21 protein-coding genes are annotated in these 25,510 nt (G+C 60.9%); 12 read left to right on the top strand and 9 right to left on the bottom strand.

The window, feature by feature from the left end; genetic code table 11:
• Positions 1-73 precede the first annotated feature (73 nt).
• Together BUC36_RS06035 and BUC36_RS06030 are read left to right on the top strand one after the other, a co-directional pair.
• Positions 74-2,554 carry a Lon protease family protein gene (locus BUC36_RS06035; protein WP_073272719.1) on the top strand — a complete coding sequence of 827 codons (2,481 nt, stop codon included), beginning with the start codon at positions 74-76 and terminating at the stop codon, positions 2,552-2,554.
• A gap of 493 nt (positions 2,555-3,047) precedes the next feature.
• Entirely contained in the window at positions 3,048-5,651 is a 2,604-nt protein-coding gene (locus tag BUC36_RS06030) for a TonB-dependent receptor plug domain-containing protein (RefSeq protein ID WP_073272717.1), read from the top strand.
• Between the two features lie 91 nt (positions 5,652-5,742).
• Here BUC36_RS06030 and BUC36_RS06025 read toward each other — a convergent pair whose 3' ends face one another.
• From BUC36_RS06025 to can, 4 genes are all read right to left on the bottom strand, one after another.
• Positions 5,743-6,516 (bottom strand): glycerophosphodiester phosphodiesterase, encoded by a 774-nt coding sequence (locus BUC36_RS06025; protein ID WP_073272715.1) that lies wholly within the window; start codon positions 6,514-6,516, stop codon positions 5,743-5,745.
• A gap of 130 nt (positions 6,517-6,646) precedes the next feature.
• Positions 6,647-7,159, bottom strand: coding sequence for a flavin reductase family protein (locus tag BUC36_RS06020; RefSeq protein ID WP_084535842.1), 513 nt, complete (start codon positions 7,157-7,159; stop codon positions 6,647-6,649).
• 122 nt (positions 7,160-7,281) lie between these two features.
• Positions 7,282-8,943, bottom strand: a complete 1,662-nt coding sequence (locus BUC36_RS06015; RefSeq protein ID WP_073272712.1) for an FAD-dependent oxidoreductase — start codon at positions 8,941-8,943, stop codon at positions 7,282-7,284.
• A gap of 90 nt (positions 8,944-9,033) precedes the next feature.
• Positions 9,034-9,690 (bottom strand): carbonate dehydratase, encoded by a 657-nt coding sequence (gene can / locus BUC36_RS06010; RefSeq protein ID WP_073272710.1) that lies wholly within the window; start codon positions 9,688-9,690, stop codon positions 9,034-9,036.
• 136 nt (positions 9,691-9,826) lie between these two features.
• Between can and BUC36_RS18735 the strand changes: the two genes are divergently transcribed.
• The 8 genes from BUC36_RS18735 to BUC36_RS05975 all read left to right on the top strand — a co-directional run bounded on the left by BUC36_RS18735 (position 9,827) and on the right by BUC36_RS05975 (position 17,318).
• Positions 9,827-10,024, top strand: a complete 198-nt coding sequence (locus BUC36_RS18735; protein ID WP_143186890.1) for a hypothetical protein — start codon at positions 9,827-9,829, stop codon at positions 10,022-10,024.
• A gap of 58 nt (positions 10,025-10,082) precedes the next feature.
• Positions 10,083-10,580, top strand: a complete 498-nt coding sequence (locus BUC36_RS06005; RefSeq protein ID WP_073272708.1) for a GNAT family N-acetyltransferase — start codon at positions 10,083-10,085, stop codon at positions 10,578-10,580.
• Positions 10,581-10,742: 162 nt separating this feature from the next.
• Positions 10,743-11,468: a hypothetical protein gene (locus BUC36_RS06000; RefSeq protein ID WP_073272706.1), complete on the top strand. Its 726-nt coding sequence runs from the start codon at positions 10,743-10,745 to the stop codon at positions 11,466-11,468.
• 117 nt (positions 11,469-11,585) lie between these two features.
• Entirely contained in the window at positions 11,586-12,635 is a 1,050-nt protein-coding gene (locus BUC36_RS05995) for a phospholipase A (RefSeq protein WP_234994899.1), read from the top strand.
• A 50-nt stretch (positions 12,636-12,685) separates the two neighbouring features.
• On the top strand, positions 12,686-13,840 hold the full coding sequence (locus BUC36_RS05990; RefSeq protein WP_234994898.1) for a phospholipase A: 1,155 nt from the start codon (positions 12,686-12,688) through the stop codon (positions 13,838-13,840).
• Positions 13,841-13,842: 2 nt separating this feature from the next.
• Positions 13,843-14,247 (top strand): NUDIX hydrolase, encoded by a 405-nt coding sequence (locus tag BUC36_RS05985; protein WP_073272701.1) that lies wholly within the window; start codon positions 13,843-13,845, stop codon positions 14,245-14,247.
• A gap of 247 nt (positions 14,248-14,494) precedes the next feature.
• Positions 14,495-16,543: an aminotransferase class I/II-fold pyridoxal phosphate-dependent enzyme gene (locus tag BUC36_RS05980; RefSeq protein ID WP_073274599.1), complete on the top strand. Its 2,049-nt coding sequence runs from the start codon at positions 14,495-14,497 to the stop codon at positions 16,541-16,543.
• 34 nt (positions 16,544-16,577) lie between these two features.
• Positions 16,578-17,318, top strand: coding sequence for an SDR family NAD(P)-dependent oxidoreductase (locus BUC36_RS05975; protein WP_073274598.1), 741 nt, complete (start codon positions 16,578-16,580; stop codon positions 17,316-17,318).
• Positions 17,319-17,444: 126 nt separating this feature from the next.
• On the opposite strand, the gene BUC36_RS05970 is transcribed toward BUC36_RS05975, so the two are convergent.
• From BUC36_RS05970 to leuS, 5 genes are all read right to left on the bottom strand, one after another.
• A complete protein-coding gene (locus BUC36_RS05970) occupies positions 17,445-19,118 on the bottom strand; it encodes an acyl-CoA dehydrogenase family protein (RefSeq protein ID WP_073272699.1) in 1,674 nt (557 codons plus the stop codon).
• A 191-nt stretch (positions 19,119-19,309) separates the two neighbouring features.
• On the bottom strand, positions 19,310-20,311 hold the full coding sequence (holA, locus tag BUC36_RS05965; protein WP_073272697.1) for a DNA polymerase III subunit delta: 1,002 nt from the start codon (positions 20,309-20,311) through the stop codon (positions 19,310-19,312).
• 15 nt (positions 20,312-20,326) lie between these two features.
• Positions 20,327-20,854 carry an LPS-assembly lipoprotein LptE gene (locus tag BUC36_RS05960; protein ID WP_073272695.1) on the bottom strand — a complete coding sequence of 176 codons (528 nt, stop codon included), beginning with the start codon at positions 20,852-20,854 and terminating at the stop codon, positions 20,327-20,329.
• Positions 20,851-21,330, bottom strand: coding sequence for a hypothetical protein (locus tag BUC36_RS05955; RefSeq protein ID WP_143186889.1), 480 nt, complete (start codon positions 21,328-21,330; stop codon positions 20,851-20,853). Before BUC36_RS05955 ends, BUC36_RS05960 begins: the two co-directional genes overlap by 4 nt.
• A 46-nt stretch (positions 21,331-21,376) precedes the next feature.
• On the bottom strand, positions 21,377-23,974 hold the full coding sequence (gene leuS / locus BUC36_RS05950; protein WP_073272690.1) for a leucine--tRNA ligase: 2,598 nt from the start codon (positions 23,972-23,974) through the stop codon (positions 21,377-21,379).
• 162 nt (positions 23,975-24,136) lie between these two features.
• Between leuS and BUC36_RS05945 the strand changes: the two genes are divergently transcribed.
• Together BUC36_RS05945 and BUC36_RS05940 are read left to right on the top strand one after the other, a co-directional pair.
• Positions 24,137-24,586, top strand: coding sequence for a zinc ribbon-containing protein (locus tag BUC36_RS05945; protein WP_073272688.1), 450 nt, complete (start codon positions 24,137-24,139; stop codon positions 24,584-24,586).
• 32 nt (positions 24,587-24,618) lie between these two features.
• Positions 24,619-25,365 (top strand): YdcF family protein, encoded by a 747-nt coding sequence (locus BUC36_RS05940; RefSeq protein ID WP_234994897.1) that lies wholly within the window; start codon positions 24,619-24,621, stop codon positions 25,363-25,365.
• Positions 25,366-25,510 lie beyond the last annotated feature (145 nt).

Raw genomic sequence — 25,510 nt, 5'->3', positions numbered from 1 at the left:
CGGATGCAATAAAGGTGTCCGTTCGGCCGGATACCGCTGAAGATTGTCTTTCCCTTCCCGTTTAGGCACGTGAATGAATCCCGTTCCCCTGACTCCTGAACAGCTTTATCAGCACTGTCCGCTGGATTGGTTGCAAGTGCAGGCGGAAGAGGTTGAAGTCGCCAAAGAGAGTCGCCCGCTTGGACAGGAGCGCGCATTGGACGCGTTGGAATTCGCGCTCGACATGTCCGGCAACGGCTACAACCTCTACGTGGCCGGATCCGTCGGTCTCGGCAAACATGCGCTGGTGAATCGGCGCATCGCAGACTGGGCAAAACGGCAGGATCAGGCTGCCGATCTCTGTTACATCCACAATTTCGACGCCGAGCACAAACCCCACGCACTGGTGCTGCCCGCCGGTACCGCCCGTCAACTGAAGCGCGATACCGAGGACCTGCTCGAGCACTTGCTGACCGCCGTCCCCGATATTTTCCGCAGCGACGAGTACCGGGCCCGCCGCGACGAGCTCAAGCAGCAGCTGGAGGATCGCGAAGAGCAGGCCTTTGCGGATCTGGTGGAACGCGCCCGGGATCTCGGCATCGGCCTCGTGCGCACACCGTCCGGCTACACCATTGGCCCCCTGGTCGACGGTGAATTTATTACCCCGAAGGAATTTGCCGAGCTGCCGGAAGCAGAACAGCAGCGACTCAAGGAAAATATCGAAAAAGTAAACGTAGACCTGAAAGAGACCCTGGCGCACGTGCTGCGCTGGCACGAGAAACTTGCCAAGGATCTCAAGCGGCTGAATCGCGAGTACCTGCACCTGACCCTGGATGAGCGCATCGACTGGTTGCGCCGCCGCTACCAGAACCTGGAGCAGGTGCAGGCTTTTATCGAGAACATCAAACGCGGTGTGATCGAGAATGCCGACGATTTTCGCGCGGCTGGCGAGCAGGGTCAGAAGGAGGGCGTGGCACCGAGAAAACTTATCCGCGTGCGGGAATTTAATCGCTTTCGCGTGAATATCCTCGTGGACAACGGCGATGTCGATGGCGCGCCGGTTATTTACGAAGATAACCCCACCTACACGAATCTGCTTGGCCGCGTCGAGCACGAATCACAGATGGGCACCCTGATTACCAACTTCAAGTTGATCAAGGGCGGTGCGCTGCACCGGGCCAACGGCGGCTGCCTGGTTCTGGACGCGCACCGTGTGCTGATGACGCCGTTTGCGTGGGAGACGCTGAAGCGCGCGCTGCGCTCACGGGAATTGAAAATCCAGCCACTGGAAATGCAGATGGGCCTGTTGTCGACCATCACCCTGGAGCCGGAGCCAATACCGCTGAACGTCAACGTGGTGTTGATCGGCGATCGCTGGCTCTACTATCTGCTGAAGGCCCATGACCCGGAAGCCAAACCGCTATTTAAGGTCTATGCGGATTTCGCTGAAGATATAGCGCGTGAGCGCGACAATGTCGCCACCTTCGCGCGAAGTATCCTCGGTCTGGTCCAGCGGGAGCGGCTGCGACCGCTGGTAGAAGAAGCATTGGCGCGGATAGTGGAACAGGCGGCGCGCCTCGCTGGCGATGCGCACAAACTTTCCCTGCATGGCGAGCGCCTGGCCGATCTTGTGCGCGAGGCCGACTACTGGTGTCGACGCGAAGGATGTCAGCAGATAGAAAAATCTCACGTGCAGAAAGCGATTGAGCAGCGCGAATATCGCCAGCGCCAGTGGCAGGAGCGGATGCAGGAATCCATCACCCGCAACATACTGATGATCGATACCGCCGGGGAGCAGGTGGCGCAGATCAATGGCCTGTCGGTTATCCAGCTCGGCGATATGACCTTCGGGCGCCCGTCGCGGATCACCGCCACCGCGCGCCTCGGCAGCGGCAAGATGGTGGATATCGAACGCGAATCGGAACTGGGCGGCCCGCTGCACTCCAAGGGGGTGATGATCCTGAGCGCCTTTCTCGCCAACCGCTACACGCCGTCACAGCCCTTTTCCCTGTCTGCCAGCCTGGTGTTCGAACAGTCCTATGGGCCGATCGATGGTGACAGCGCGTCTCTCGCCGAACTCTGCGCGCTGCTCTCCGCGATCGCCAAAGTACCGCTGCGCCAGAGCATCGCGGTGACCGGCTCAGTCAACCAGCTGGGCATGGTGCAGGCGGTGGGCGGCGTCAACGAAAAGATCGAGGGTTTCTTCGATATCTGCGAGGCCCGCGGTCTCAGCGGGGAGCAGGGCGTGATTATCCCGGCGGCCAATATCCAGCACCTGATGCTGAAGGAGGAGGTGGTGCAGGCGGCGCGCGAGAAAAAATTTTCCGTGTTTGCGGTGGCGACCGTCGATGAGGCTATCGCGCTGCTCACTGGTCTGGCAGCGGGTGTCGTTGACGAGCAGGGAGGGTATCCGGAAGACTCATTCAACGGGCGCGTTCAGAAACGCCTGGGCGAGTTTGAGGAGACCCGTTCGCACCTGCTCGAACAGGAAATGAAGGATGCCACTGGTGAAGGGGGAGCATCCCCGCCGGCCACAGGTGCGGACGACGATTCTCCGGGGCGTGATCGTTACTAGCTGGGTCGCGGTTTTTCGTATTCCTCTCCTGACTTGGTGCGCATAACGCGCATCCATGTTTCCCATCCCGCGAATCAGCGCAGGCATATCCTGGTCAAAAACGTACTTTCCTGACTTAGCTGTATTTGCAGTCTGTTCGGGGACAGGGCCTCAGCACTTGGTCACGTCGAAGGTGTTTTTAACGCGGATAACACTCCGGCACTATCGCACCAGAAAAGAAGATTTCGCCTAAAAATAAAAGTTAACAGCAACCGATGTCCTGATTGGCGCGAAAAATATTTCCACTTGTAACAATCTTCTCCGGCATTGGCGCTGATCTTTGTGATTTCCCGTTACTCATTGCCCGGCTAGGGGGATTTGAATACTCTGACCGCACAATAAAAGTGCGACCAACAATTCTGGCTGCACAAAAAATATCCGCCACACGTTGCAGTCTAGGGGTATCGGACAGCGTGGTGCTCACAGCAATAACGAGAAGAGAGATCCGGCAATCATGCAAACCTATTCATTCAAACCTTTGTCGCTGGCCATCGCCGCGGCGCTCGCCATTCCGGTCGGTAGCGCGCTGGCGCAGGAACAGGCAGAACAGAAACCTTCTGCGGACCACGGCGCTCTCGAAGAGGTCGTTACTATCGGTACGCGCAAGGAAGGCGTTTCTCCAACAGAAACACTGTCGCCGGTGGATTTGGTCGGCGGCGCGGATCTGGCGGATCAGGGCAGTTTTGACCTGACCGAATCCCTGGCGAAGATAGCGCCGTCTTTTAACACCCAGCGCTTCCCAATCGCCGATGGCACCGCCTTTATTCGCCCGGTAACCCTGCGCAATCTGTCCCCGGACCAGACATTGGTTCTGGTCAACGGCACTCGCCGCCACCGTTCGGCACTGGTAAACCTACAGCTGGCGCCGCTGGGTACCGTCAACCAGGGCGCCCAGGCGGTGGATTTCGCTGCGCTGCCGTCCATGGCGATCGAGCGTGTAGAAGTGCTGCGCGACGGTGCCTCGGCACAGTACGGCTCGGATGCGATTGCCGGCGTGGTCAACGTGGTCCTGAAGGACGACGCCGAGGGTATCAGCGTGTCCGCGCAGACCGGTGAATACTTCGAAGGCGATGGCACCCGCACCAGTCTGGCGGCCAACGCCGGTTTCGGTCTCGGTGATAACGGGTTCGTCAATGCGACGGTCGAACACTCCACTGCCGACAAGACCTGGCGTGGCGCCGCGCGTCCGGACGCAGAGTTTGTCGGCTCTGTAGTCGGCGTGGATCAGGTGCCGCTGGACGGCCTGGGCCAGCGCTGGGGTGATCCCGAAGTGGAGACCACCAAGCTGTTCGTAAACGCCGGTTTTGATCTGAGCGAAAGCGTCGAGTTGTACGGTAACTTTGGCTACTCCGATAACTCCACCATCTCTGACTTCTTCTACCGCGGCCCGGTAATGGATCCGCAGCATGAATTCGGCGCTCGTGCGACCCTGCAGGCGGATGCCGATGGTGACTTTATACCGGATCCGGCGCCCCAATCCCTGATCGACAGTATCAACGCTCAGGGCCTGAATCCGGCCGATTATCTGGTTGCCGATAGCTCCAGTGCCAGCGGCTACGTGCTGCGCAACCCGATCTACACCATGTTCCCGGGCGGTTATAACCCGCAGTTCGGCGCGGATATCACCGATATCTCTGCGGTCTTCGGTGCCCGCGGCGAGCTGGCCTCCGGCATGAGCTGGGATGTTCGCGCCCGCACTGCGGAAAACGAGGTGTCCTATGTACTGAAGGACTCCATCAATCCAAGCCTCGGCGCCCTGTCGCCCACCACCTTTAATCCGGGCACATTGACTCAGGAAGAGAACAGTCTGAACGCGGACTTTGTGCAGCCGGTCGATCTGGCATGGCTCGCAAGCCCACTTAACGTTGCCTTTGGTGCGGAGTGGCGCGAGGAGACTTACAAGATCGGTGCAGGCGATGCCGCATCCATCGCAGTCGGACCGACCGCGGCGGTGTTCGGCGTAGGTTCCGACGGTTTCCAGGGCTTCCCCACGGAGGCCGCGGGCAGCTACAGCAGTGAGAGTATGGCGGCCTATGTGGATCTGGAAGCCGACGTTACCGATCAGCTGACGCTCGGCGCTGCGCTGCGTCTCGAGGACTATGATCAGTTCGGCTCCACTTCCGACTGGAAACTGTCTGCGCGCTATGACTTCAATGAGCGCTTCGCACTGCGCGCAACCGCCAACACCGGCTTCCGCGCTCCTACGCCGGGCCAGGTCAATACCCTGAATGTCACCACCACTGCGGATGCCAGCGGCAACCTGATTCCCAACGGCACCTACCCGGTAAATCACCCGGTGGCTGAAGCCCTGGGCGCGGTCGCTCTGACTCCCGAGGAGTCAACCAGCTTCACCATCGGTGCGGTGATCAATCCGTTCGACAATACCAGCGTGACCATCGACTACTACAACATCGATATCGAGGATCGCCTGGCGCTGCGCAATAACACCATCGGCGACGCTGAAGTGGCGCTGCTGGAGGGTGTCGGTGTTGAAAACGCGGCGCTGCTGAATGGCAGCAATGCCAACTTCTTCGTCAACGCCTACGACTCAGAGGTTTCCGGCATTGACCTGGCGATCACCAGCGACTTTGAAGTCGGCGGTAATTTGCTGACCGTTGATCTGCGCCACAATCACAACCAGCAGAAAGTGAGCAAAGTGGCAGATAACACCATCAATCAGTCACGGGTGTTTGACCTGGAAAACCAGGTTCCCAGCGATCGCACAACCCTGACGTTCGATATCGACACTGGAGACATGTTCAGCGGCTACCTGCGCTTCAACCGCTACAGTGGCTGGGAGTCCACCTTTGGCCTGTTCGGTCCCGGTGATGCTTCCGATGCATCGAGCTACGGTGGCGAAATTCTGGTGGACCTGGAAGCGACTTTCACCATTCAGGAAAACTACAAGCTGGCTCTGGGCGGCGAAAATATTTTCGACGTGCAGCCGGATGACGAGGCCGACCCGACCCTGCAGTTCCTGGGGGTGCGCCAGTCTCTGACCTCTCCGTTTGGTTTTAACGGCGGCTTCTGGTACCTGCGCGCGAGTGCAGATTTCTAAGGTCAATTTTCTCCGCAACACAACGAAAAAGCCGGCACATCAGTGCCGGCTTTTTTTGCATATATGCCGCGATCGATAGAAGTCCGGGCCTTTACAGCGCCTGTGGCATATCGCTGTCGCCGGTCTCCATCTGCTGCATCAGCACTTCCGCAGTTATCCGCGCGTTGTAATCCATCACCATTTGCGGCTCGTCGGTAAAGACGCCGTCCGCGCCCATTGCCGCAAGCAGCACCAGGTCGTCCGGATTGTTGACGGTGAACACGTAGTTCTTCAGGCCGCGTCTCTTCGCATCGGCGATCAGCTCCGGGTCGGCGAAATCCAGGCTCAGGTGCATGGAGTAGGCTTTCAGCGGTTCGGCGCAGGCGGCCAGATCCAGTGGCACGCCGTCCAGCAGTACGCCGCGGCGGACTTCGGGCAGCAGTTGCAGGCTCTCGTAAACCTGGCGGTGGTCGAATGAGGAGATCAGGTACTGCTCGAAGGAGGCACCGCTGTCGCGCACGTAGGATTCCAGTTCCCGCGCCACCAGCGCGGCGCAGCCGGGGCCCTTCATTTCGATGTTCAGCTGGGCGTTATTGCCCACCACTTCCAGTACCTCGCGCAGTGTCGGCACCTGGCCGCCGCAGGGCAGCAGCTTCTCGCGCAGCACCTCCGGGCACATTTCGGTGAGCAACTCGCTGCCGGCGATCAGACGGCCGAGGCGGCGGTCGTGCTTGACCAGCAGCTGGCCGCCAACATTCCAGATATCGACCTCGATACCGTCGACATCGAATTCCAGCGCGTGGGCGATGGCCTGCAGGGTGTTTTCGGTGGCCCGCTGGCGATAGCCGCGGTGGGCGAAGCAGAAGAGTGTTCCGGGTGTCTGCATTTTGGGCCTGGTGAAATTTCCAGCAACAGCATGCCTATGAAGTATGACGCCGGGGTTACACCGCCACCATTAATTGTGGCTGTTATTAGACGAATTGGCGCTGAAGTTTGCCGGGCTGATAACGGCTAAGTCAGTCGCCGGCCAGTGCGCGGTAGCGGCCGCGGTGAAAGACCAGCGGTTCGCCGCCATTGGCGGTGAACTCCAGGACTTCTCCAAGCAGGATGGTGTGGTCGCCGCCGTCGATACACTGTACACGGCGGCAGTGGAAAAAGGCGGCGCAGTCTTCCAGCTGGGGTACGCCGTCGGGGCCGGCGTGCCAGTGCACCTGGCCGAATTTGTCGGCGCCGCGGCCGGCAAACAGGTTGGAGATGTGCTGCTGATCGGCTTTCAGCACGTGCACGGCGAAGTGCTCCTGCTGAGTAAAAGAGTCGTAGCCGAGCGACTGCTTGTCGATGCTCCACAGTACCAGTGCCGGCTCCAGCGATACGGAATTGAAGCTGTTGACCGTCATACCTGCCGGCTGGCCAGCCGCATCCCGCGTGGTCACCACGGTAACACCGGTGGTGAACTGGCCCAGGGTGTCGCGCAGGGCGCGGCTCTGCAGGGCTGAGGGGGCTATGGCTGGAGTGCTTTCTGTGGTCATACCGTCGATCAATATTTGTGCAAAATCTGTGCTGGCGGCCATTCTACGGCAAAAGCGTCGATATTGCGCGTTTTGCCTCGGAACGGCCATTTCCGGCTGTGTTCGGGGTGCTGCCCAGGTCGTTAGTCGTCCATCAGCGGGACACACTCGGTGGTCAGTTTGTCCCGCGCGGCGATGGCCGAACCGGTCAGCGCAAAGCCGAGCAGGCGGCCGTCGGTGTCGCGGAATTCCGCCTGTACGCCGCTCGTCGAGCTGTCGATATGCCAGCTGCCCTCGGCGCCGCGGCGCGGCGGGCAGACCGTGGTCGGGCGCAGGGTGGTCTTGACCGCTACCGGAATGGTGCCGTAGTGGACCGATGTGGGCTCGCCGCTCAGGGTTTTGGCCAGGGCGCGGGCGCAGGCCACCAGCGGTGCGACAAAATAGAGCTGGTGGCCGTCCACCTCGGCGCAGTCACCGAGGGCGAAGATGTCGGCATTGCTGCTCTGTAGCTGGCGGTTCACGACGACACCGCGATTAACCGCGAGGCCCGCCATCTCGGCGAGCTCGGTGTTGGCCTGCAGGCCGAGGGCGGCCAGGGCGATATCGGCTTCAATATGTTCGCCGCTGTCCAGCTGCGCGCGGATACCTCCGCCGCAGCGATCCAGCCGGGCGACCCGGGTATTGCCGTGGAAGCGGACGCCATGAGACTCGAGGGTGCGCTGGATGTCGCGGCCGGCGGCCTCCGGCAGCAGGGTGGCCAGCGGCCAGTCCAGAGGGTCCACCATATCGACGGCGAATCCGGCCTGAATCAGGTCGTTGGCGAATTCGCTGCCGATCAGGCCGGCGCCCAGCAGCAGCACACGCTTGCGCCCCACCAGGGCGGTGCGGAAACGGTGGTAGTCGCCGAGGCTGTTGACGCGGAACAGGCGCGCGAGGCCGTCGCCGTCGATGGCCGGCAGCGCCCGACAGCCTGCACCGGTGGCCAGCACCAGCTTGCCGTAGCGCAATTCGGCGCTGTGGCTGCCGTTTTCCGCTGCCAGCGCCAGGGTTTTCGCTGCGGCATCGATGCCGGTAACGAACGTGTGTACCAGGATTTCCGCATTCAGCTCCCGCGCCATTTCCTCGGCGGACGCGCTGGCCAGCTGCTGCGGTGTCTTGCCGTGCGCCAGGGACGCCGATAGCAGTGGCTTGGAGTAGGCCGTGCCATCGTCGCCGGTAATCAGCAGCAGGGGGGTGGACTGATCGAGTTTGCGGAACTCGCGCGCCAGGTTGTAGCCGGCGAGGCCGGTGCCGATGATGACTAGAGGCTCTTTTTCGGCCTGCGGGCCGCGCTCGCTCGCTGTCGCAGGCGCCGGTTCTGCCACCGCCTCGGCCACCAGCACCATATCGAACTCGTCCTTACCCACGCCGCACTGGGGGCAGCACCAGTCTTCCGGAATATCCTCCCAGCGGGTGCCGGGGGCAATACCGTCTTCCGGCCAGCCCTGGGACTCGTCGTAGACCCAGCCGCACACCATGCACTCCCAGATGCGGTAGCCGCTCTTGGTGCCCGCGGTTTCGGGCAACGCCGGCTCAGATCCGGTCGATGTGGCCGCGGATAGGGGCGCGGTCTCCTGCGGCTGGCGCTGCGGAGTCACCGCCAGCATCTCGAAATCCTGCTTGGCCGCGCCGCACTCGGGGCAGCACCAGTCGTCGGGGATGTCCTCCCAGCGGGTGCCCGGGGCTATACCGTCTTCGGGCCAGCCCTTGGCTTCATCGTAAATCCAGCCACAGATCTGACATTCCCAAACGCGGTATTCGGCCATTGATTCCCCCGGACAGATATAGAAAGCCCGGCAGAGCCGGGCCTATTGAATTTGGACGGGGAATATTAAGGAAAATATTCGCGAAAGTCGCTACTCGGTGTCGCGCTGGGCGATAGTGGTCAGCGCACTGTGATAGACCTCTGCGATCTCTCCCGGGTGGGTGATGGAGATCCCCAGGTCGTGCACCAGGCCATCCTTGAGCCCGTAGACCCAGCCATTGACCGACAGCTTCTGCCCGGAGCGCCAGGCGTCGCGCACGATAGTGGTCTGACACACGTGGATAACCTGCTCCAGCACGTTCAGTTCGCACAGTAAGTCGGTGCGTTCCTGCTGCTGGAACAGATCGATCAGCGTGTGGTGCTTGTCGCGTACATCCTGAATATGGCGCAGCCAGTTGTCGATCAGCCCCAGCTGTTGATTCTGCAGTGCCGCCTGAACGCCACCGCAACCGTAGTGGCCGCAGACGATGATGTGCTTGACCTTGAGAATCTCGACGGCGTATTGCAGTACCGACAGGCAGTTGAGATCCGTGTGTACCACGACATTGGCCACATTGCGGTGTACGAACAGCTCGCCGGGCAGCAGGCCGACGATTTCGTTGGCGGGAACGCGGCTGTCGGCGCAGCCGATCCACAGGTATTCAGGTGACTGCTGTTCGGACAGCTTGATAAAGAAGTCGGGCTTCTGCTCGCGGGTGGCGAGTGACCAGTGACGGTTTTTTTCAATTAGATGCTTGAGCGGGCGCAAGGGGCTTTCCTAGTGTGACTGATTGTCCATTAGCCTGCGAGGATAACGGCTTTGTCCGCGCTGGCCAATAGGATTGGCCGTGAACTCCGGCACCGCTATCTGTTAGTCTGCGCCTTTAACCTGGAGTGTGGAAACTATGGGCAGAAGAAGAACCCGCGCGCCCGGCAGGCGCCGACGCATCTCCTATCGCGCCAGTCCGCTCTGCCGCCATCGCATCCGCGTTCGCTGGCTTCTCGCGCAGCGCACGCGCCTGCGCAATTACCTGCGCCGCTTTGCGAACACTGAAGAGGCTGAAGACTCAGTCTCTCCCGGCCTGGAAAACCGACCCGATTGAGCCCTGTTCTGACGGCGCTCTCACAGTCAGAACTCAGAAGAAATAATTGGATGGAATTATGTTCGATGCTGCCACGCAGGTAAGTACCCTGATCGCGGATTACCGCAATGAAAAACATGCGCAGGATATTCTCGAGCTGATGGATGAATACGCGCGCGATCCGTTCGGTGGCGGCGAGCCGCTGTCCGCATATTGTCGCGAGCAGCTGGTGGGAAAATTGGCAGAATTTCCCGGCGCCTTCAGCGTGCTCGCATATCGCGGCGATCAAGCGCTCGGGCTGGTCAATTGCTTTATGGGCTTTTCGACCTTTGTCTGCGCGCCGCTGGTGAATATTCACGATGTGATCGTCAGCGAAAATGCGCGCGGTGGCGGTGTCTGTGGCGCAATGCTGGACCTGGTTGCGGATGAGGCCCGGAGCCGCGGCTGCTGCAAACTGACGATGGAAGTACTGGAGAAAAACCTGCCCGCGCAAATCGCGTATCGCAGGGCCGGGTTCAAACCTTACACGCTGGATGAGGAGATGGGACAGGCCCATTTCTGGCAGCGTTACCTGTAATTTTTGCCGGGTAGATACTCGTTTTATTGGGGAGAATCCGGGCGTCAATCGCGGCGCAATATTGCCCCCATGTGCAATACTTTCTGCAGACATGAGTTCGGTGTCACGCACCAATAAATGCATCAAATTGGTGCGTGCGGTGGACAGGGAGGATGGTCTGCAATGCGATTGATTTCAACACTGGCACAGGGGCGCTATCACTACAGCTGTGACGGCCGCGAGATGCCGGTTCAGGACAGCTGGCAACTGGGTGAAGATGACGAGGGCGTGCGTACCCTGGTCAGCCAACGCCTGGTCGGCGAGCAGGGCTTTGGCATGGAGGTGCGCGCGCGGCTGCGCGAGGGGCTGGTCAGCGAGTGTCGGGTTTGCTGGCGCGATGAGGTGGACGAGGTCAATGCACACTACCGCCTGCGCAGCGCCGACGGCGAAGCCCCGAAACTGGGCGACTTGATAGAGGTTGACTGGACTGGTCCCAACGGTCCACAGCAAGCGACGGTAGCCGGTCGCGGCCGTCTGCTGTTTCCGCTGATGCGGATTTTCATGGGGCCTCTGTTACTGAAGCTCGAGCAGTTCACCGACGGCCTGGAGGTGGTCACGCCGGATATCGTCGATCCGTCCCAGCGGGGCAAGCTACTGGCGCCGCGTGTCAGTCACCGCAGCGCCAGGCCCATGGTCGGTGATATCGCGATCCCGCGGACTCAGGAGCTGGGCCCGGACATCAGCGCGTATATCTACCAGGGCGACGAGGCCGAGCGGGACGCGCACTGCTATGTGAATAGCCGTGGTCTGCTGGTCGGATACGACTGGCCTTCCAGCACTGGTCGCCTGTGGCAGGTGAGGTTGCGGGACCTGGAGTGGTCGCCGCAGTTGCTTGGTATCAACATCTGAAGCTGCTGGGCAGGACAGCGTTCGATCCGTTGAAAGCCCCGGCGCCGGTGAGCAGCTTGCGGTGAGCCGGCAGTCTTCTGTCTAAACTTGCGGGGTTAATGGCAAGGAGCCACCACCGTGATCACCACCCGTCAACAGGGAAGTTTGATGTGGTTGGTGTCGTTGCTTTGCTTCCCGGTAATGTCTTTTGGTCAGGAGTCGCTGCTGAAAGCGGTGGCCCTGGCCGAACAGGGCAGTCGGGAGCTATACAGCGGCGCCAAATATGTCACTGCACAACAGCGAGAGACACCGTTACCTGAACCGGCGCCAGTGGGCATAGCCACGCCGGAAGCGTCCGAGCAGTATCCCGCGGTTACGCGCCGCCCCAGCGGGTCAAGTCGCCAATCTTCGAGCCTGAGAGATAACATGCAGGCCGTCCATGACGCGGCCAGTAATCGCTTCTCCTTGGTTTCGCATAAAGCCAGTTATGTGCTTCCCGCCGCTTATAACAATACTAATGAGGAATTGGATGTCGGTAATGCCGAAAGCATTGACGCCCAATCACTTGAAATGGAATTCCAGCTTTCGGTGCAGGTACCTGTCTGGCGCGGCTTGCTGGGACCTTCGTCGGTTATCAGCGCAGCCTATACCAATCGTAGCTTTTGGCAGGCTTATACTCCTTCCGCGCCTTTCCGCGAGAGTATTCACGAGCCGGAACTGATTTTCACCTGGCTCACGGACTGGCAGCTTTTCGGATTCGACAGCGTCGCCACCCAGTTAGCTTTCAGTCATCAATCCAATGGAAGCGATGGTGAGATGTCGCGGGGTTGGAATCGCATCTATACCAATTTCATTTTCGAGCGAGAGAGTTATTTCCTCGCCTTCAAGCCCTGGTACCGTATTCCGGAAGATAAAGTTGGGGACGACAACCCGGATATCGAGTTTTACATGGGGAATTTCGAGCTGAGTGGTGGGTTTCGCGGCGATCGCTTTGGCACCTCGATGATATTGCGTAACAACCTTCGTTCAGACAACCGCGGTGCCGTTGAGTTGCGGTGGAGCTTTCCCGTGGGGCAGCGGTTGCGCGGATTTGTGCGGTATTTTAATGGCTACGGCGAAGGTCTGATGCACTACGATCGGCTGCAGGAATCGCTGGGGATTGGCATAGAGGTGGCAGAGGGATTCTAGACCGTGGAATAATTCTGGTTTGCTCAGAGCTATGCCACGGAGATCCAGTTTTGCCGCTATTTAAGTTGTTTGGGGGGCTCGGCATCGCCGCTTTGCTCGCGGTAGATGTCGGGGCTGCGGAGGCTGTATCGCAAGACGCGCTGCAGGAAGCCACTGAATCCGTACAGAAGGCGCTGGAAGAAGCTACCGCGATCAGCCCGGAGGAGCAGGAGGAAAACTGCCTGCGCGAACAGCTGGTGGGGGCGCCTGCCAGCACCACCCTGGATGAGATGCGGCGCTTCTGCGCGCAGCAGGTCTATGGTCCGCCGATGCAGCGGGAAGCGCGCCCGCCCGAGGGGATGCAGCCTGTAGATACGCTGCCTGAGCCCAGGGGACAGTCTCCTGTCGAGGAAGTCCCGGTCGTTGGCACTTCGCAGGCTGCCCTTGCCATCCGTGAAGCCGCCAGTAATCCATTCACCCTCGCATCCCACAAGGTGAACTATCTGCTGCCCGCCGTCTACAACCCGTCGCCAAACAAGGCCGGGCTCGAGGGTGTCGAGTTTGCCGGTGAAACCCTGGACAAACTGGACAAGGTCGAAGTGCAGTTCCAGTTGTCGGTCCAGGTGCCGGTTTGGCGCGGATTTCTCGGGCAGGCCTCCTTTATGAGTGTCGCCTATACCAACCGCAGTTTCTGGCAGGCCTACAACTCGGAAATTTCGGCGCCATTCCGGGAAACCAATCACGAGCCGGAATTGATCATGACCTGGTTGAATGACTGGAGCCTGTTCGGTTGGCAGAATGTTGCCAACCAGGTGGCGATCAACCACCAGTCAAACGGCCGCAGCGAACCCCTTTCCCGCAGCTGGAACCGGATCTACACCAACCTGCTGTTCGAGAAGGACGACCGCTACTTTATTTCGTTCAAACCCTGGTACCGAATCCCCGAGAAGCGCGAGAAGGATGACAACCCGGATATCGAGGCTTACCTGGGGCACTTTGAATTGACCGGTGCCTATCGCTGTGGAGGACATCAATACGGGATCATGCTGCGCAACAATCTGCGCTCCGACAACCGCGGCGCGGTGGAATTGCGCTGGAGCTTTCCGATCGGCAGTCGCGTGCGCGGCTATGTAAAGTATTTCAATGGCTACGGCGAGAGCCTGATCGACTACGATGAGTCGGTACAGACGCTGGGTTTCGGCTTTGAACTGGCTCGGGGCTTATAAGCATGGGATTCGAAGACACCTACCGCCTCAGCGCTCATGCGGTGATCACCAATGAGCTAGGCGAGGTGTTGCTGTTGCGCGCCACCTACGCCGATCACAACTGGGGATTACCCGGGGGCGCACTGGATCCCGGCGAGACCATCCATGAGGCGCTGTTGCGCGAGTGCCGCGAGGAGCTGGGGCGGGACGTGTGCGTCGACTACCTCAGCGGTGTCTATTACCACCGCGTTTACAGTTCCCACGTTTTTATCTTCTGCGCTCACTTTGTCGATTCAAGCGAAATCAGGCTATCCGGCGAGCATTCTGAGTTCGGTTTTTTCCCGCTGGAATCACTGTCGCCGGTACAGCTGCAGCGGGTGCGGGACTGCCTGGAATTCGACGGCCGAGTGCGCAGCGCAAAGTTCTAAGTTTGACCATTTCAATGGCAGCAGATCTGGTTTGCCTGTCACCTTTTGGCAATTAACGCTAAATCCAACGACTTCGCGGAATTCCCCGTTGTCCTCCTTTAGTATTTGCCCCCTTGGCCAGTGAGTCACTGCCCTCCGCGGCCATTGCGGTTGCCTCTGGTGATCGAAAAACCAAATAAAATCAAAAAGTTAACAGGACGAGACGGCAGCCCGCGGGAAAATTCGGGCTATGCTGATGGATAAGACTATGGGTTTGGAACTGAAGATGCCTGATCTGGGCAACCTGACTGAGAGCGCACAGCCACTGGAGTGCCGCGTGGCCCTGATCAGTGCCGATCGCCAGCTGGCGGGCGACTGGGTCAATGCTCTGAATGCCACCGCCGCACAGCACGAAAATCCTTTTGGCCTGCGCTTCGAGGCTGTGACCCCGGCCGGCGTGGAGCGCCTGGTGCAGGAAGAGGACACCCTGCAGGCGCTGATCGTCGACGGCGGTTGCGACCCCCAGGGCCTGGAAGCGGCGGATGAGCTGGCCGAACGGGTGCACGACCTGCGTTCGCAGCTCAACATATTTTTGGTGGCGCACGGCTCCATGGCCGGTGCCGGTAGTGCGCCCCAGACCGCGGCCCCCAGTGCGCAGTCCCTCGCCAACCTGCGCCAGCGTTTCGACGAACTGTTCGACCGCCGCGAGGGCAACTTCAACCATATGTTCCGCCTGGTACAGGCATTTATCGCCCGCCGGGCCTCCACCCCCTTTGCCGATACCCTGAAGGAATACGTATTTTCCGCGCGCGACGCCTGGCACACCCCGGGACACTCCGGCGGCGACAGTCTGCGCAACAGCCCCTGGGTCGGTGACTTCTACCGCTTTATGGGCGAGCACGTATTCAATACCGACCTGTCGGTTTCGGTGCAGGTGCTCGACAGCCTGCTGGAACCGCACTCGGTCATCCAGGAAGCCCAGGACCTGGCTGCGCAGGCTTTCGGCGCGCGCCACACCTTTTTCCTGACCAACGGCACCTCCACCGCCAACAAGGTGGTGATCCAGCAGATTCTCGGCGGCGGTGGCAAGATCATCGTCGACCAGGCCTGCCACAAGTCGGTGCACCACGCGATCGTGATGAACCGCTGCGAGCCGGTATACCTGAAATCGGTGTTGCACCCGGAGTTCGGTATATACGGCCCGGTCAAGCGTTCCGACATTGAGCAGGCCCTCGATGAGCACGGTGACGCGCGCCTGCTGGTGATCACCTCCTGCACCTACGACGGCCTGCGCTACGACCTGAAGCCGATTATCGACTACGCCCACGAGCGCGGTGTCAAAGTTCTGGTGGACGAGGCCTGGTACGCCCACGGCTACTTCCATCCGGAACTGCGCCCGACGGCGCTCGAGTGCGGTGCCGACTACGTCACCCAGAGTACCCACAAGATGCTGTCGGCCTTCTCCCAGGCCAGCATGATTCACGTGCAGGATCCGGATTTCGACGATCATCGTTTCCGCGAAAACCTGAATATGCACGCCTCCACCAGTCCGCAGTACGCGATGATTGCGAGCCTGGATGTGGCGCGTAAGCAGATGGCGATGGAGGGCTACGGCCGCCTCAACCAGTGCCTGCAGATGGTGGAGACGCTGCGCCGGGCGGTGAACGAGACCGGAGTTTTCCGCGCGCTGACTCGCGATGACCTGATCGCCGAACCGCTCGCCAATGACAATATCCGCCTGGATCCGACCAAGGTCACGATCGATATTTCCGAGAGCGGCTACTCCGGCAAGGAAATGCAGATCAAACTGTTCGACCAGTACGGTATCCAGGTGGAAAAGACCACCTATAACACCGTGACGGTACTGGTGACCCTGGGCAGCACCGAGAGCAAACTGCTGCGCCTGATTCATGCGCTCAAGCAATTGGCGCGCAGTGCGCGCAAGCGCAGCCACGTGGTTTCAGCCAGAAAATTGCCGGAATTCACCCACTTCAACTGCCTGCCGGCGGATGCCTACTTTGCCGAAACTGAAGAACTGCCGCTGATGGACAACGGCGTCGAAGCGACGCGAAATCTGGTTGGCCGCACCAGCGCGGATGAGATAGTGCCCTATCCACCGGGTATCCCGGTGCTGGTACCGGGCCAGGAGATCTCTGCGCAGATAGTGCAATACCTGCAGCAGCTATTGCAGGGGCAGAACGCGACCGAGATCCACGGTCTGATATTCCGCTCCGACGAACCGTTACTGCGGGTGGTAAAGGAACACGAGCCGAAATCATCGCCGAAGAAAGCTGCGGAGAAAAAATCCGGCCGCTAAAGGCGGCAAGTTGCTGTCCGGCATGGAGGCCGGCATGTTCGATCGACCCGAGACGGTACTGCTTGCCGGTGCATCCGGTGGCCTCGCGCGGGCCATCGGCGGCGAGCTGGTAAAGCGCTATCCGCAGGTATCACTGCTAACCCTGAGCCGCGGTGAGGCGGAGCCTTTTCCAGGACACCGCGGCGACCAGCGGCACTTGTCCGTTCAGTTGGGTGACGCTGCGTCGATCGGAGAAGTGGAGAAGTTCCTGTCCGACTCGGCAAGCCTGCCGGACTGGGTCATCAACTGCTGCGGCCTTTTGCACGATCGCGAGCGCGGCCCGGAAAAATCCCTCGACCAGTGCGCTGACGACTGGCTGCTCCAGTCCATGCGCGTCAATCTGCTCACGCATCTGCATTTGGCCCAGGCGCTGGGGAAACTTCTGCAGCGTCGACAGCCGCTGTTGTGGGCATCGCTGTCGGCCAAGGTGGGCAGTATCGGCGACAATCACCTGGGCGGCTGGTACAGCTATCGCATCAGCAAGGCGGCGCTGAACATGCTGATCCGGAATCTGGCCATCGAGTGGGGCCGGCGCCTCGAAAGTTGCTGCGTGGTGGCGATTCATCCGGGCACCACCGACACCGATCTGTCCCAACCCTTCCAGGAAAATATCCCCGTCGACAAACTCTACAGCCCGCAGCTCAGTGCCGAACGTATCGTCGACGTTTTGCGGGGGCTCAAATCCGAAGACAGTGGTCAGCTGTTGTTCTGGGATGGGACACCGCTGCCTTGGTAGGGCTTTCGTCTACTGGAAAGGCAAGCGCAAAAACTGGCGATACTTGCAAGGCCCCGGTCGACACCGGGGCCTTTTGGCTTGTCCCGAGCCGGCCATTCGAATCGCCCGCGGCAACTCCGTCAGCCGTTATATAGCGAGTGGATTGCCGCGCTCGATCAGGGTTGCAACGTCGAGTCCGGTGGGCAGGCAGCCGGTGTTGTGCGCACCGGCGCTATTCAGGCGCGACGCAATAAAGGCCTCGGCCACCGCACTGTTACCGCCCTGGACCAGCAGGTGTGCCTGCATGGTAAGTGCCATCTGATCGACCAGGTGGCGGGCGCGGTATTCGATTTCATCCCTATTCGAAAATTCGTTTTTGAGGCGAACCAGGGCGCGGTCGTAGCGCAGGTCGGTGCCTTTGCTCTTTTCCAGCTCGTCGAACCAGTGGGTGATTATGGCCGGCGTCTTGGCGATGGCGCGCAGCACGTCCAGAGCCTGGATATTACCGGAGCCTTCCCAGATCGCGTTGATCGGTGCATCGCGATACAGGCGCGCGGTGATGAAGTTCTCGATGATGCCGTTGCCGCCGAGACACTCCATCGCCTCATAGGCGTGATGGGGCGTGCGTTTGCAGATCCAGTATTTGCCCACAGCTGTACCGAGGCGCATCAACATCTGCTCGTGTTCGCGGTCGAGGTGATCCAGGGCGCGGGCAATGCGCATCGTCATTGCGATAGACCCTTCCAATTCCAGCTGCAGATCGGCGAGCACATTCTGCATCAGCGGCTGGTCGATCAGTGTCTTGCCGAAGGTGCTGCGCTGGGATGTGTGGTAGATCGCCTGCAGCACGGCCTGGCGCTGACCGGAGGAGGAGCCGATCATGCAGTCGAAGCGGGTGGTGGCGACCATCTCGATGATGGCGTTGACTCCGCGCCCCTCGTCGCCGATCAGCCAGCCGAGGGCACCGCGCATTTCCACTTCTGAAGAAGCGTTGGATACGTTGCCGGCCTTGTTCTTGAGGCGCTGCACCTGCAATGGATTTTTTGTGCCATCTGGCCGCCAGCGCGGCACCAGGAAACAGGAGAGGCCCCCGGGCGTCTTTCCCTTCTCGACTTGGGCGAGCATCAGGAAGGCATCGCACATCGGTGCGGACATGAACCACTTGTGCCCGACAATTTCATAGGTGCCGTCGCCGAGCGGTATTGCGGTGCTGGTGTTGGCGCGCACGTCGGAACCGCCCTGTTTTTCGGTCATGCCCATACCGATCGTCAGCGCGGATTTTTCCGTAAATGGCCGATTGCTCGAGTCGTAGCCGCGTGCGGTTATCTTCGGCAGCCAAACCTCGGCGAGCTGCGGATTCAGGCGGATGGACGGCACCGACGCAAACGTCATGGTGACCGGGCAGCCGTGCCCGGCTTCCAGCTGGCTGTGCAGATAGTATTTGGCCGCGCGTGCCACATGGGCGCCGGGACCGGGATCGGTCCAGGGTGCGCTGTGCAGCCCTTCGGACAGGGCCAGCTGCATCAGCTGGTGGTAGGACGGGTGATAGCGCACCAGATCGATACGGTTACCGACGCGGTCGTGGCTCTCGAAAATCGGTTTGAACTCGTTGGCGTTGTAGCCGCGCTCGATCATCTCCGGGCGACCGCAGACTTCACCGTAGCGCTGCAGGTCGTCTTCAGCCCAGTGGCCGCCATTGTGTTGCACGGCCTCGCGCAGTGCGGTGTCGCCGGCATAGAGGTTGTGGCCGGTGAGCGGCGGTGCCTGGTTCAGAACTTGGTGGGTGGTGGCTAGTGCAGAGGGGGATTCGGCTTCGCTCATCGCATTCCTCGCTCGGGGCTTGGTTATATTGCGCGCCAGCCTGAGATGGGCGGCCGGCCTATAGGCTTCAATTTAGCCGTCGCCGGAGGCAAAGCAAAATGTATTTCCTTCCAAAAGCAGTGGTCGTTTGATTGTTTTCGTGCCGGGAGATTGGCTTAGCGCGGCGATGATCACTCGCCGCGGTGGCGTCATCAGATACTGCGCCTGCCGCACAGGTTCAGGGTGAGTTCCAGCAAGCCTGTCCAGGGATCCTGGTCCCTGCCGCCCTTGATCGCGGTGTCCACCGCGCGGGCGCGCAGCAGCAGGCTTTCCAGTGCCCGGGGGCGCAGACGCGCCAGCGCCGCCTGGATCAACGGCTGGCGCTTCTGGATTCGTACCAGGCGCGCCAGCGGCTGGCCCTGATCGAGCTTCTCGCCGATCTCCAGCAGGCTGCGGATTTCCCGCGCCAGCGCCCAGAGCACCACAGGGGCCTCGATACCTTCGGCGCGCAGACCGTGCAGCGTTTTTACGGCACTTTCGGCATCGCCGGCCAGGGCGCGGTCGATCAGGCCGAAGACGTCGTAACGGGCCGAACTGGCCACGGCATCGCTCATCGTTGCGGCCGTGATCAGGTTGTCCTGGCTCAGCAGTTTGAGTTTTTCGATTTCCTGGCTGGCGGCGAGCAGGTTGCCCTCGACCCGTTCGGCGAGAATCTGGATCGCCTCCGGTTCCGCATCGAGCCCGGCGGCGCGCAGTCGCTGGTGAATCCAGCGCGGCATTTCCTGGGCATCCACCGGCCAAATCTGGATCAGTACACCTTGCTGCTCCAGCGCTTTGATCCACTTGCTGTTCAGCTGGGATCTGTCCAGCTTGGGCAGCACCAGTAACAGCAGTAGATCATCACTGGCAAGCGCTGCGAACTCCTGCAGCGCTTTGCTGCCCTTGTCGCCGGGCTTGCCGCCCGGCAAGCGCACTTCAATCACTTTTTTCTCGGCAAACAGCGACATGCTGCCGGCCGAGGCAATCAGCTGGCCCCAGTCGAAGTTGTGCTCCGCATGTAGCAGTTCGCGTTCGCTGAAGCCGCTGTTGCGGGCCGCGGTGCGAATACTGTCACAGCACTCCTGCACCAGTAGCGGCTCGTCACCCGATACCACGTAAATGGGGGCCAGGCCCTTGTTCAGGTTTTGCTGTAACTGGCGGGGATTGATGCGCATAAGAGCGGGGGCTTCCTAGTAACTCTTTTCTTCCGCCGGGGCGTTGACGTCGATGCGGCGCAGGCGGTCGATGATGCGGCTGATCAGTTCGCGGCGCATTTCTTCGCGCAGCAGGCGCTCTTCCTCGCCTTTACTGACAATCTCGTTGGAATTCCACTCGAGGGAGCGGTAGACGTCGGCCTGGGCATTGTTCAGCAGGGTTCTGCCGCTGCTGTCGCGCACGCTGTAAAGGGCACTGGTAATCAGCTCGTACTCGGCGGCACGCCCCTGGGCATCTACCGACACGGTGCGCTTGCGCTCGGTTTCCTTGTGAATGGTCAGGTCGTAATCTGCTTCCAGTGGCGATTCCGCCATCGGCAGGCCGGCGTTCTGCAGCAGGCGCGTCAGTTCTTCGGCGATATCGCTGCGCGGGTCTTCCGCGGAAATATACAGCTGGCTGCCCGGCGGGAAGTTTTTCGGCGCACCGCGCAGGTGCCAGCCGCAACCGCTCAGCAGGGCGGCGCTGGCAAAACAGATCAGGAGTCTACTGAATATTTTTTTCATTGTTTTCGCGAATAGAATTTGTGATTGAGTTTTTGCGGTCGCTCGCCACTGGTTACGGCTTGCAGTCCCGGCGCATCGCCGAAGACCAGCTTGCCGTCGATGATGGCGATGACCTGTGCAATTTTTTGGCCGCTGCCCGGGAGCTGCAGGCCACCGCCGATCAGCTCGTGAACATCGATATCTATTTCCTGGGCGGACTCGCCCCCTACGGCGGTAAGTGACCGGCCGAGCCGGTATTTGCCGTTGGAGACGATCTCCATTCCCGTGGATGCCCGGCAGGCGGCGTCGGAGTAGAACACCGACTTGGCCGAGTAGTAGCCGTCAGTCGAGAAAAAACTGGTGATCTGCAGATAGCTTCCCGAGGCCTTTTTGCACAGGCTCTGCCATTTTCCGGTCAACTGCTTGTCCAGTTGGGCTGCCTGTACTTGTGTGGCGGCCAGCAGGGCCGCCACGGAAATTGCCATGAGATTCTTCACTGCCTGATCCCCCCGAAGGTTGCAATACTTCGGCGACTCCACGGCATTACTTGGCTACGATATTGACCAGTTTGCCGGGCACCACGATGACTTTCCGCACAGTGGCATCGCCGATAAATTTCTGAACGTTGTCGTTGGACAACGCCATCTTCTCCAGGGTTTCCTTGTCGGCCTCCGCCGGGGCTTCCAGCTTTGCGCGCACCTTGCCGTTCACCTGCACCACCAGGGTGATGCTGGAGCGCAGCAGGGCATTCTCGTCCACCAGCGGCCATTCGGTGTCCACCAGCGGAGACTCGTTACCCAGTACCTGCCACAGCAGGTGACAGATATGCGGGGTGACCGGGGCCAGCAGCAGTACTGCGGCCTGCAGCGCTTCGCGCTCCACCGCCAGGCCCTGTGCGCCGTCGCGCTCGGCCAGTTTATTGACTTCGTTCAGCAGCTCCATCACCGCGGCGATGGCGGTGTTGAAGGTCTGCCGGCGGCCGTAGTCGTCGCCGACCTTCTGGATAGTCTCGTGGGTCTTGCGCCGCAGCTGCTGTTGCTGGTCGCTCAGGGCACCGGCGTCAAACTCCATACCGCCGTCGCCTGCGGCGATATGGCCGTGTACGGTCTTCCACAGCTTGCGCAGGAAGCGGCTGGCGCCCTCGACACCGGCATCGTGCCACTCCAGGGTCTGCTCCGGCGGTGCGGCGAACATGGTGAACAGGCGCACGGTGTCCGCGCCATACTGCTCCACCGCGGCGTGGGGATCGATACCATTGTTCTTGGACTTGGACATCTTCACCACGCCGCCGGTGATCACTTCCTCGCCGCTGCTGCGCTCGACTGCGCGGATCGGCTTGCCCTTGTCATCGCGCTCGACATCGACGTCGGCGGGATTGATCCAGGTCTTGTGGCCGCCTTGTTCCTTGTAGAAAGATTCCGCCAGCACCATGCCCTGGCACAGCAGCTGCTTGAAGGGCTCATCGCTTTCCACCAGGCCCTCGTCGCGCATCAGTTTGTGGAAAAAGCGCGCGTACAGCAGGTGCAGGATGGCGTGCTCGATGCCGCCGACATACTGGTCTACCGGCAGCCAGTAGTTGGCGCGGTCCGGATCCAGCATGCCCTGCTCGAAATCGGGGCAGGTGTAGCGGGCGTAGTACCAGCTGGACTCCATAAAGGTGTCGAAGGTATCGGTCTCGCGCTCCACCGGCTCGCCGTTCAGGTCGTCCTTGCGCCACTCGGCGTCGGCCTTGATCGGCGACTGGACGCCGTCCAGCTCCACGTCTTCCGGCAGCAGGATCGGCAGCTTGTCGGCCGGCACCGGGATTTCACCGCCGTCGGGCAGGTTGAACATCGGAATCGGTGCGCCCCAGTAGCGCTGGCGGGATACGCCCCAGTCGCGCAGTCGGTAGTTGGTGGTCACGCGGCCCTTGCCGGCGGCGGACAGCGCATCGGCGATGGCGTCGAAGGCGGCCTGGAATTCGAGGCCGTCGAAGCCGCCGGAGTTCACCAGTGTGCCTTTTTCAGTGAACGCCTCTTGGTCCAGGTCGATGGTTTCGCCATGGGCCGGCGCCACCACCTGCTTGACTGGCAGGCCGTACTTGCGCGCGAACTCCCAGTCGCGCTGGTCGTGGGCCGGTACCGCCATGACCGCGCCGGAGCCGTAATCCATCAGCACGTAATTGGCGATCCACACCGGCACTTCCTCGCCGGTGATCGGGTGGATGGCCACCAGGCCGGTGTCCATGCCCTTTTTCTCCATAGTGGCCATATCGGCCTCGGACAGGGACTGCTTCTTGCACTCGGCGATGAACGCTTTCAGTTCCGGGTTGCTCTCCGCCAGCTCGAGGGCAATGGGGTGCTCGGCGGCCAGCGAGACATAGGTCACACCCAGCAGCGTATCCGGGCGGGTGGTGTAGACGTCGAAATGGTCCACGCCGGCAATGGTTCGGGGCAGCGCGAAGGAGAGTTCCACGCCCTTGCTCTTGCCGATCCAGTTGCGCTGCATGGTGCGCACCTGCTCCGGCCAGAGGGGCAGTTTGTCGAGGTCGTTGAGCAGCTCTTCGGCGTAATCGGTGATCTTGATAAACCACTGCGCCAGTTCGCGGCGCTCCACGGTGGTGCCGCAGCGCCAGCAGCAGCCGTCCTCAACCTGCTCATTGGCCAGGACCGTCTGGTCGTGGGGGCACCAGTTCACCGCCGAATTCTTCTTGTAGACCAGGCCTTTCTCATACAGGCGGGTGAAGAACCACTGTTCCCAGCGGTAGTAGGTCGGCTGGCAGGTGGCCAGTTCGCGGGACCAGTCGAAGCCGAAGCCCAGCGCTTTCAGCTGGCCTTTCATGTAGTCGATATTGGCGTAGGTCCACTTGGCCGGTGCCGTCTTGTTCTGGATGGCGGCATTCTCAGCCGGCAGACCGAAGGCGTCCCAGCCCATCGGGTGCAGCACGTTCTTGCCCTGCATACGCTGGTAGCGGGAGATCACATCGGTGATGGTGTAGTTGCGCACATGCCCCATATGCAGCTTGCCGCTGGGGTAGGGAAACATGGACAGGCAGTAGAATTTTTCCTTGCTGGCGTCCTCGGTCACCTCAAAGCTTTTTTGCTCGTCCCAGTACTGCTGGGCGGACGCTTCGACTGCGGAGGGGTTGTACTGCTCTTCCATCGATTCGGGACCTATACTCTGTGATCAAAAATTTGCGGGGAAACCATTCAGCGTGTTGTCGGGGCGTCTACCGACCGCGTTCAGCTGAGGTTGATCGCGATCAATGTTCGTCCCGGCCGCATCGGCTAGGATGCGCAAACGCGGAATTATAGGAGGGATGCCGTGACGAAGGAACCGAAGTTGCCGCCGGAGGACGATCTGGCGGAAGAGTTGCGCCGGGATCTGGAAGACCTGGTCGAGGGGGAGCTGGCGGTGGAGGACCTGACCGCCACCAAGATTGCCTTCCTGCGCGCCTGGCTAAAGGATGACATGCATCGGGCAGCCGACTACCTGCGGGGACTCGGCGGCGAGTTGCAGACACTGGAAGAGCGCGGCGGCAGCTGGCTGCTGGACGCCGCCGATCCCACCGAGACCGCCTGGCCGAACCTGATGCGCTGTATCAAGCAGGGCAGGCCCTGGGCTCTGGCCGGGGAGAGGGTGGGGCACGGCGAGGAGCTGCAGTGTCTGGGCTGCGGCTACCGCGTGACGCCACCGGAAAACAGCCAGATTACCCCCTGCCATCGCTGCGGATACGGCTGTTTCCGGCAGATTGAGGGCGGCCTGGAACGCTGATGGAGGTGCATGCCATTTTGGCTTCGCTGGTTATGCCTCCGCTCGCGCCGCTGCTGGGGATTTTGCTGGCGCTGATTCTGTGGTTTTTCCCCGCGAGCTCACCGTTCGCAAAACTGTCATTGCCGCTGGCTATGCTCTCGTTCTCCGTCTTGTGGATTTGCGCGACACCGGCCTTTTCCTATTGGCTGGGCGAGCGACTGGGCGGCACCCCTGCTGCGCCCGATACGGTGCCGCAGGTAGTGGTAGTGCTCGGCGGTGGCCGCTACCGCGAAGAGGGCTCCGGCAGTGAACGCCTGTCAGCCACCAGCCTGGAGCGGGTGTTGTGGGGTGCGCAGCGGGCGCCGGCACAGTTGCCGGTGCTGGTCTCCGGCGGGCGTGTCTATGAGCAGGAACAGGCATCCGAGGCGGACCTGATGGCCAACCTGATGCAGGAGGTTTTCCAGCGCCCGGTGACCTGGCGCGAGAATTGCAGCCGTACAACCGCTGAGAACGCGGTCAATACGGCGGCCGTATTGCACGATTCCGGTGTCGAGAGCGTGGTGCTGGTGACCCACTGGTGGCATATGCGGAGGGCGGCGGAAGTTTTCGCCCGCGCAGGCTTGCAGGTGCGGCCGCTATCGGTAGGCAGTTCTGCCGAATTGTTGCCCCGTGCCCAGAGCGGTCTGCTACGCTGGATGCCGAGCGCTGCGGCGCTGTTGCGCACCCAGGTGTATTGGCGCGAAATACTGGCGCGTCAGTGGTATCGCTGGATGCCACTGCCGCCAGTCAGGTCCTGTTGAGGAACCTTTTGGGCGGGTGGCGGCCAAAGGACTTCGGGTCACCATCGAACCTTGTCTGCTGGGCACGCCGGGCATAAGATGGCGGGCCCCTGCAGCGAACCCGTACGATTATTGTCAAATGGAGCTGTGGCAGTGGATAGCAACC

Source organism: Microbulbifer donghaiensis (genome assembly GCF_900129095.1).
In the GTDB taxonomy this organism is placed as follows: domain Bacteria; phylum Pseudomonadota; class Gammaproteobacteria; order Pseudomonadales; family Cellvibrionaceae; genus Microbulbifer; species Microbulbifer donghaiensis.
The sequence above is the reverse complement of the archived record's forward strand: the minus strand, read 5'-3'. Positions and strand labels throughout refer to the sequence as shown.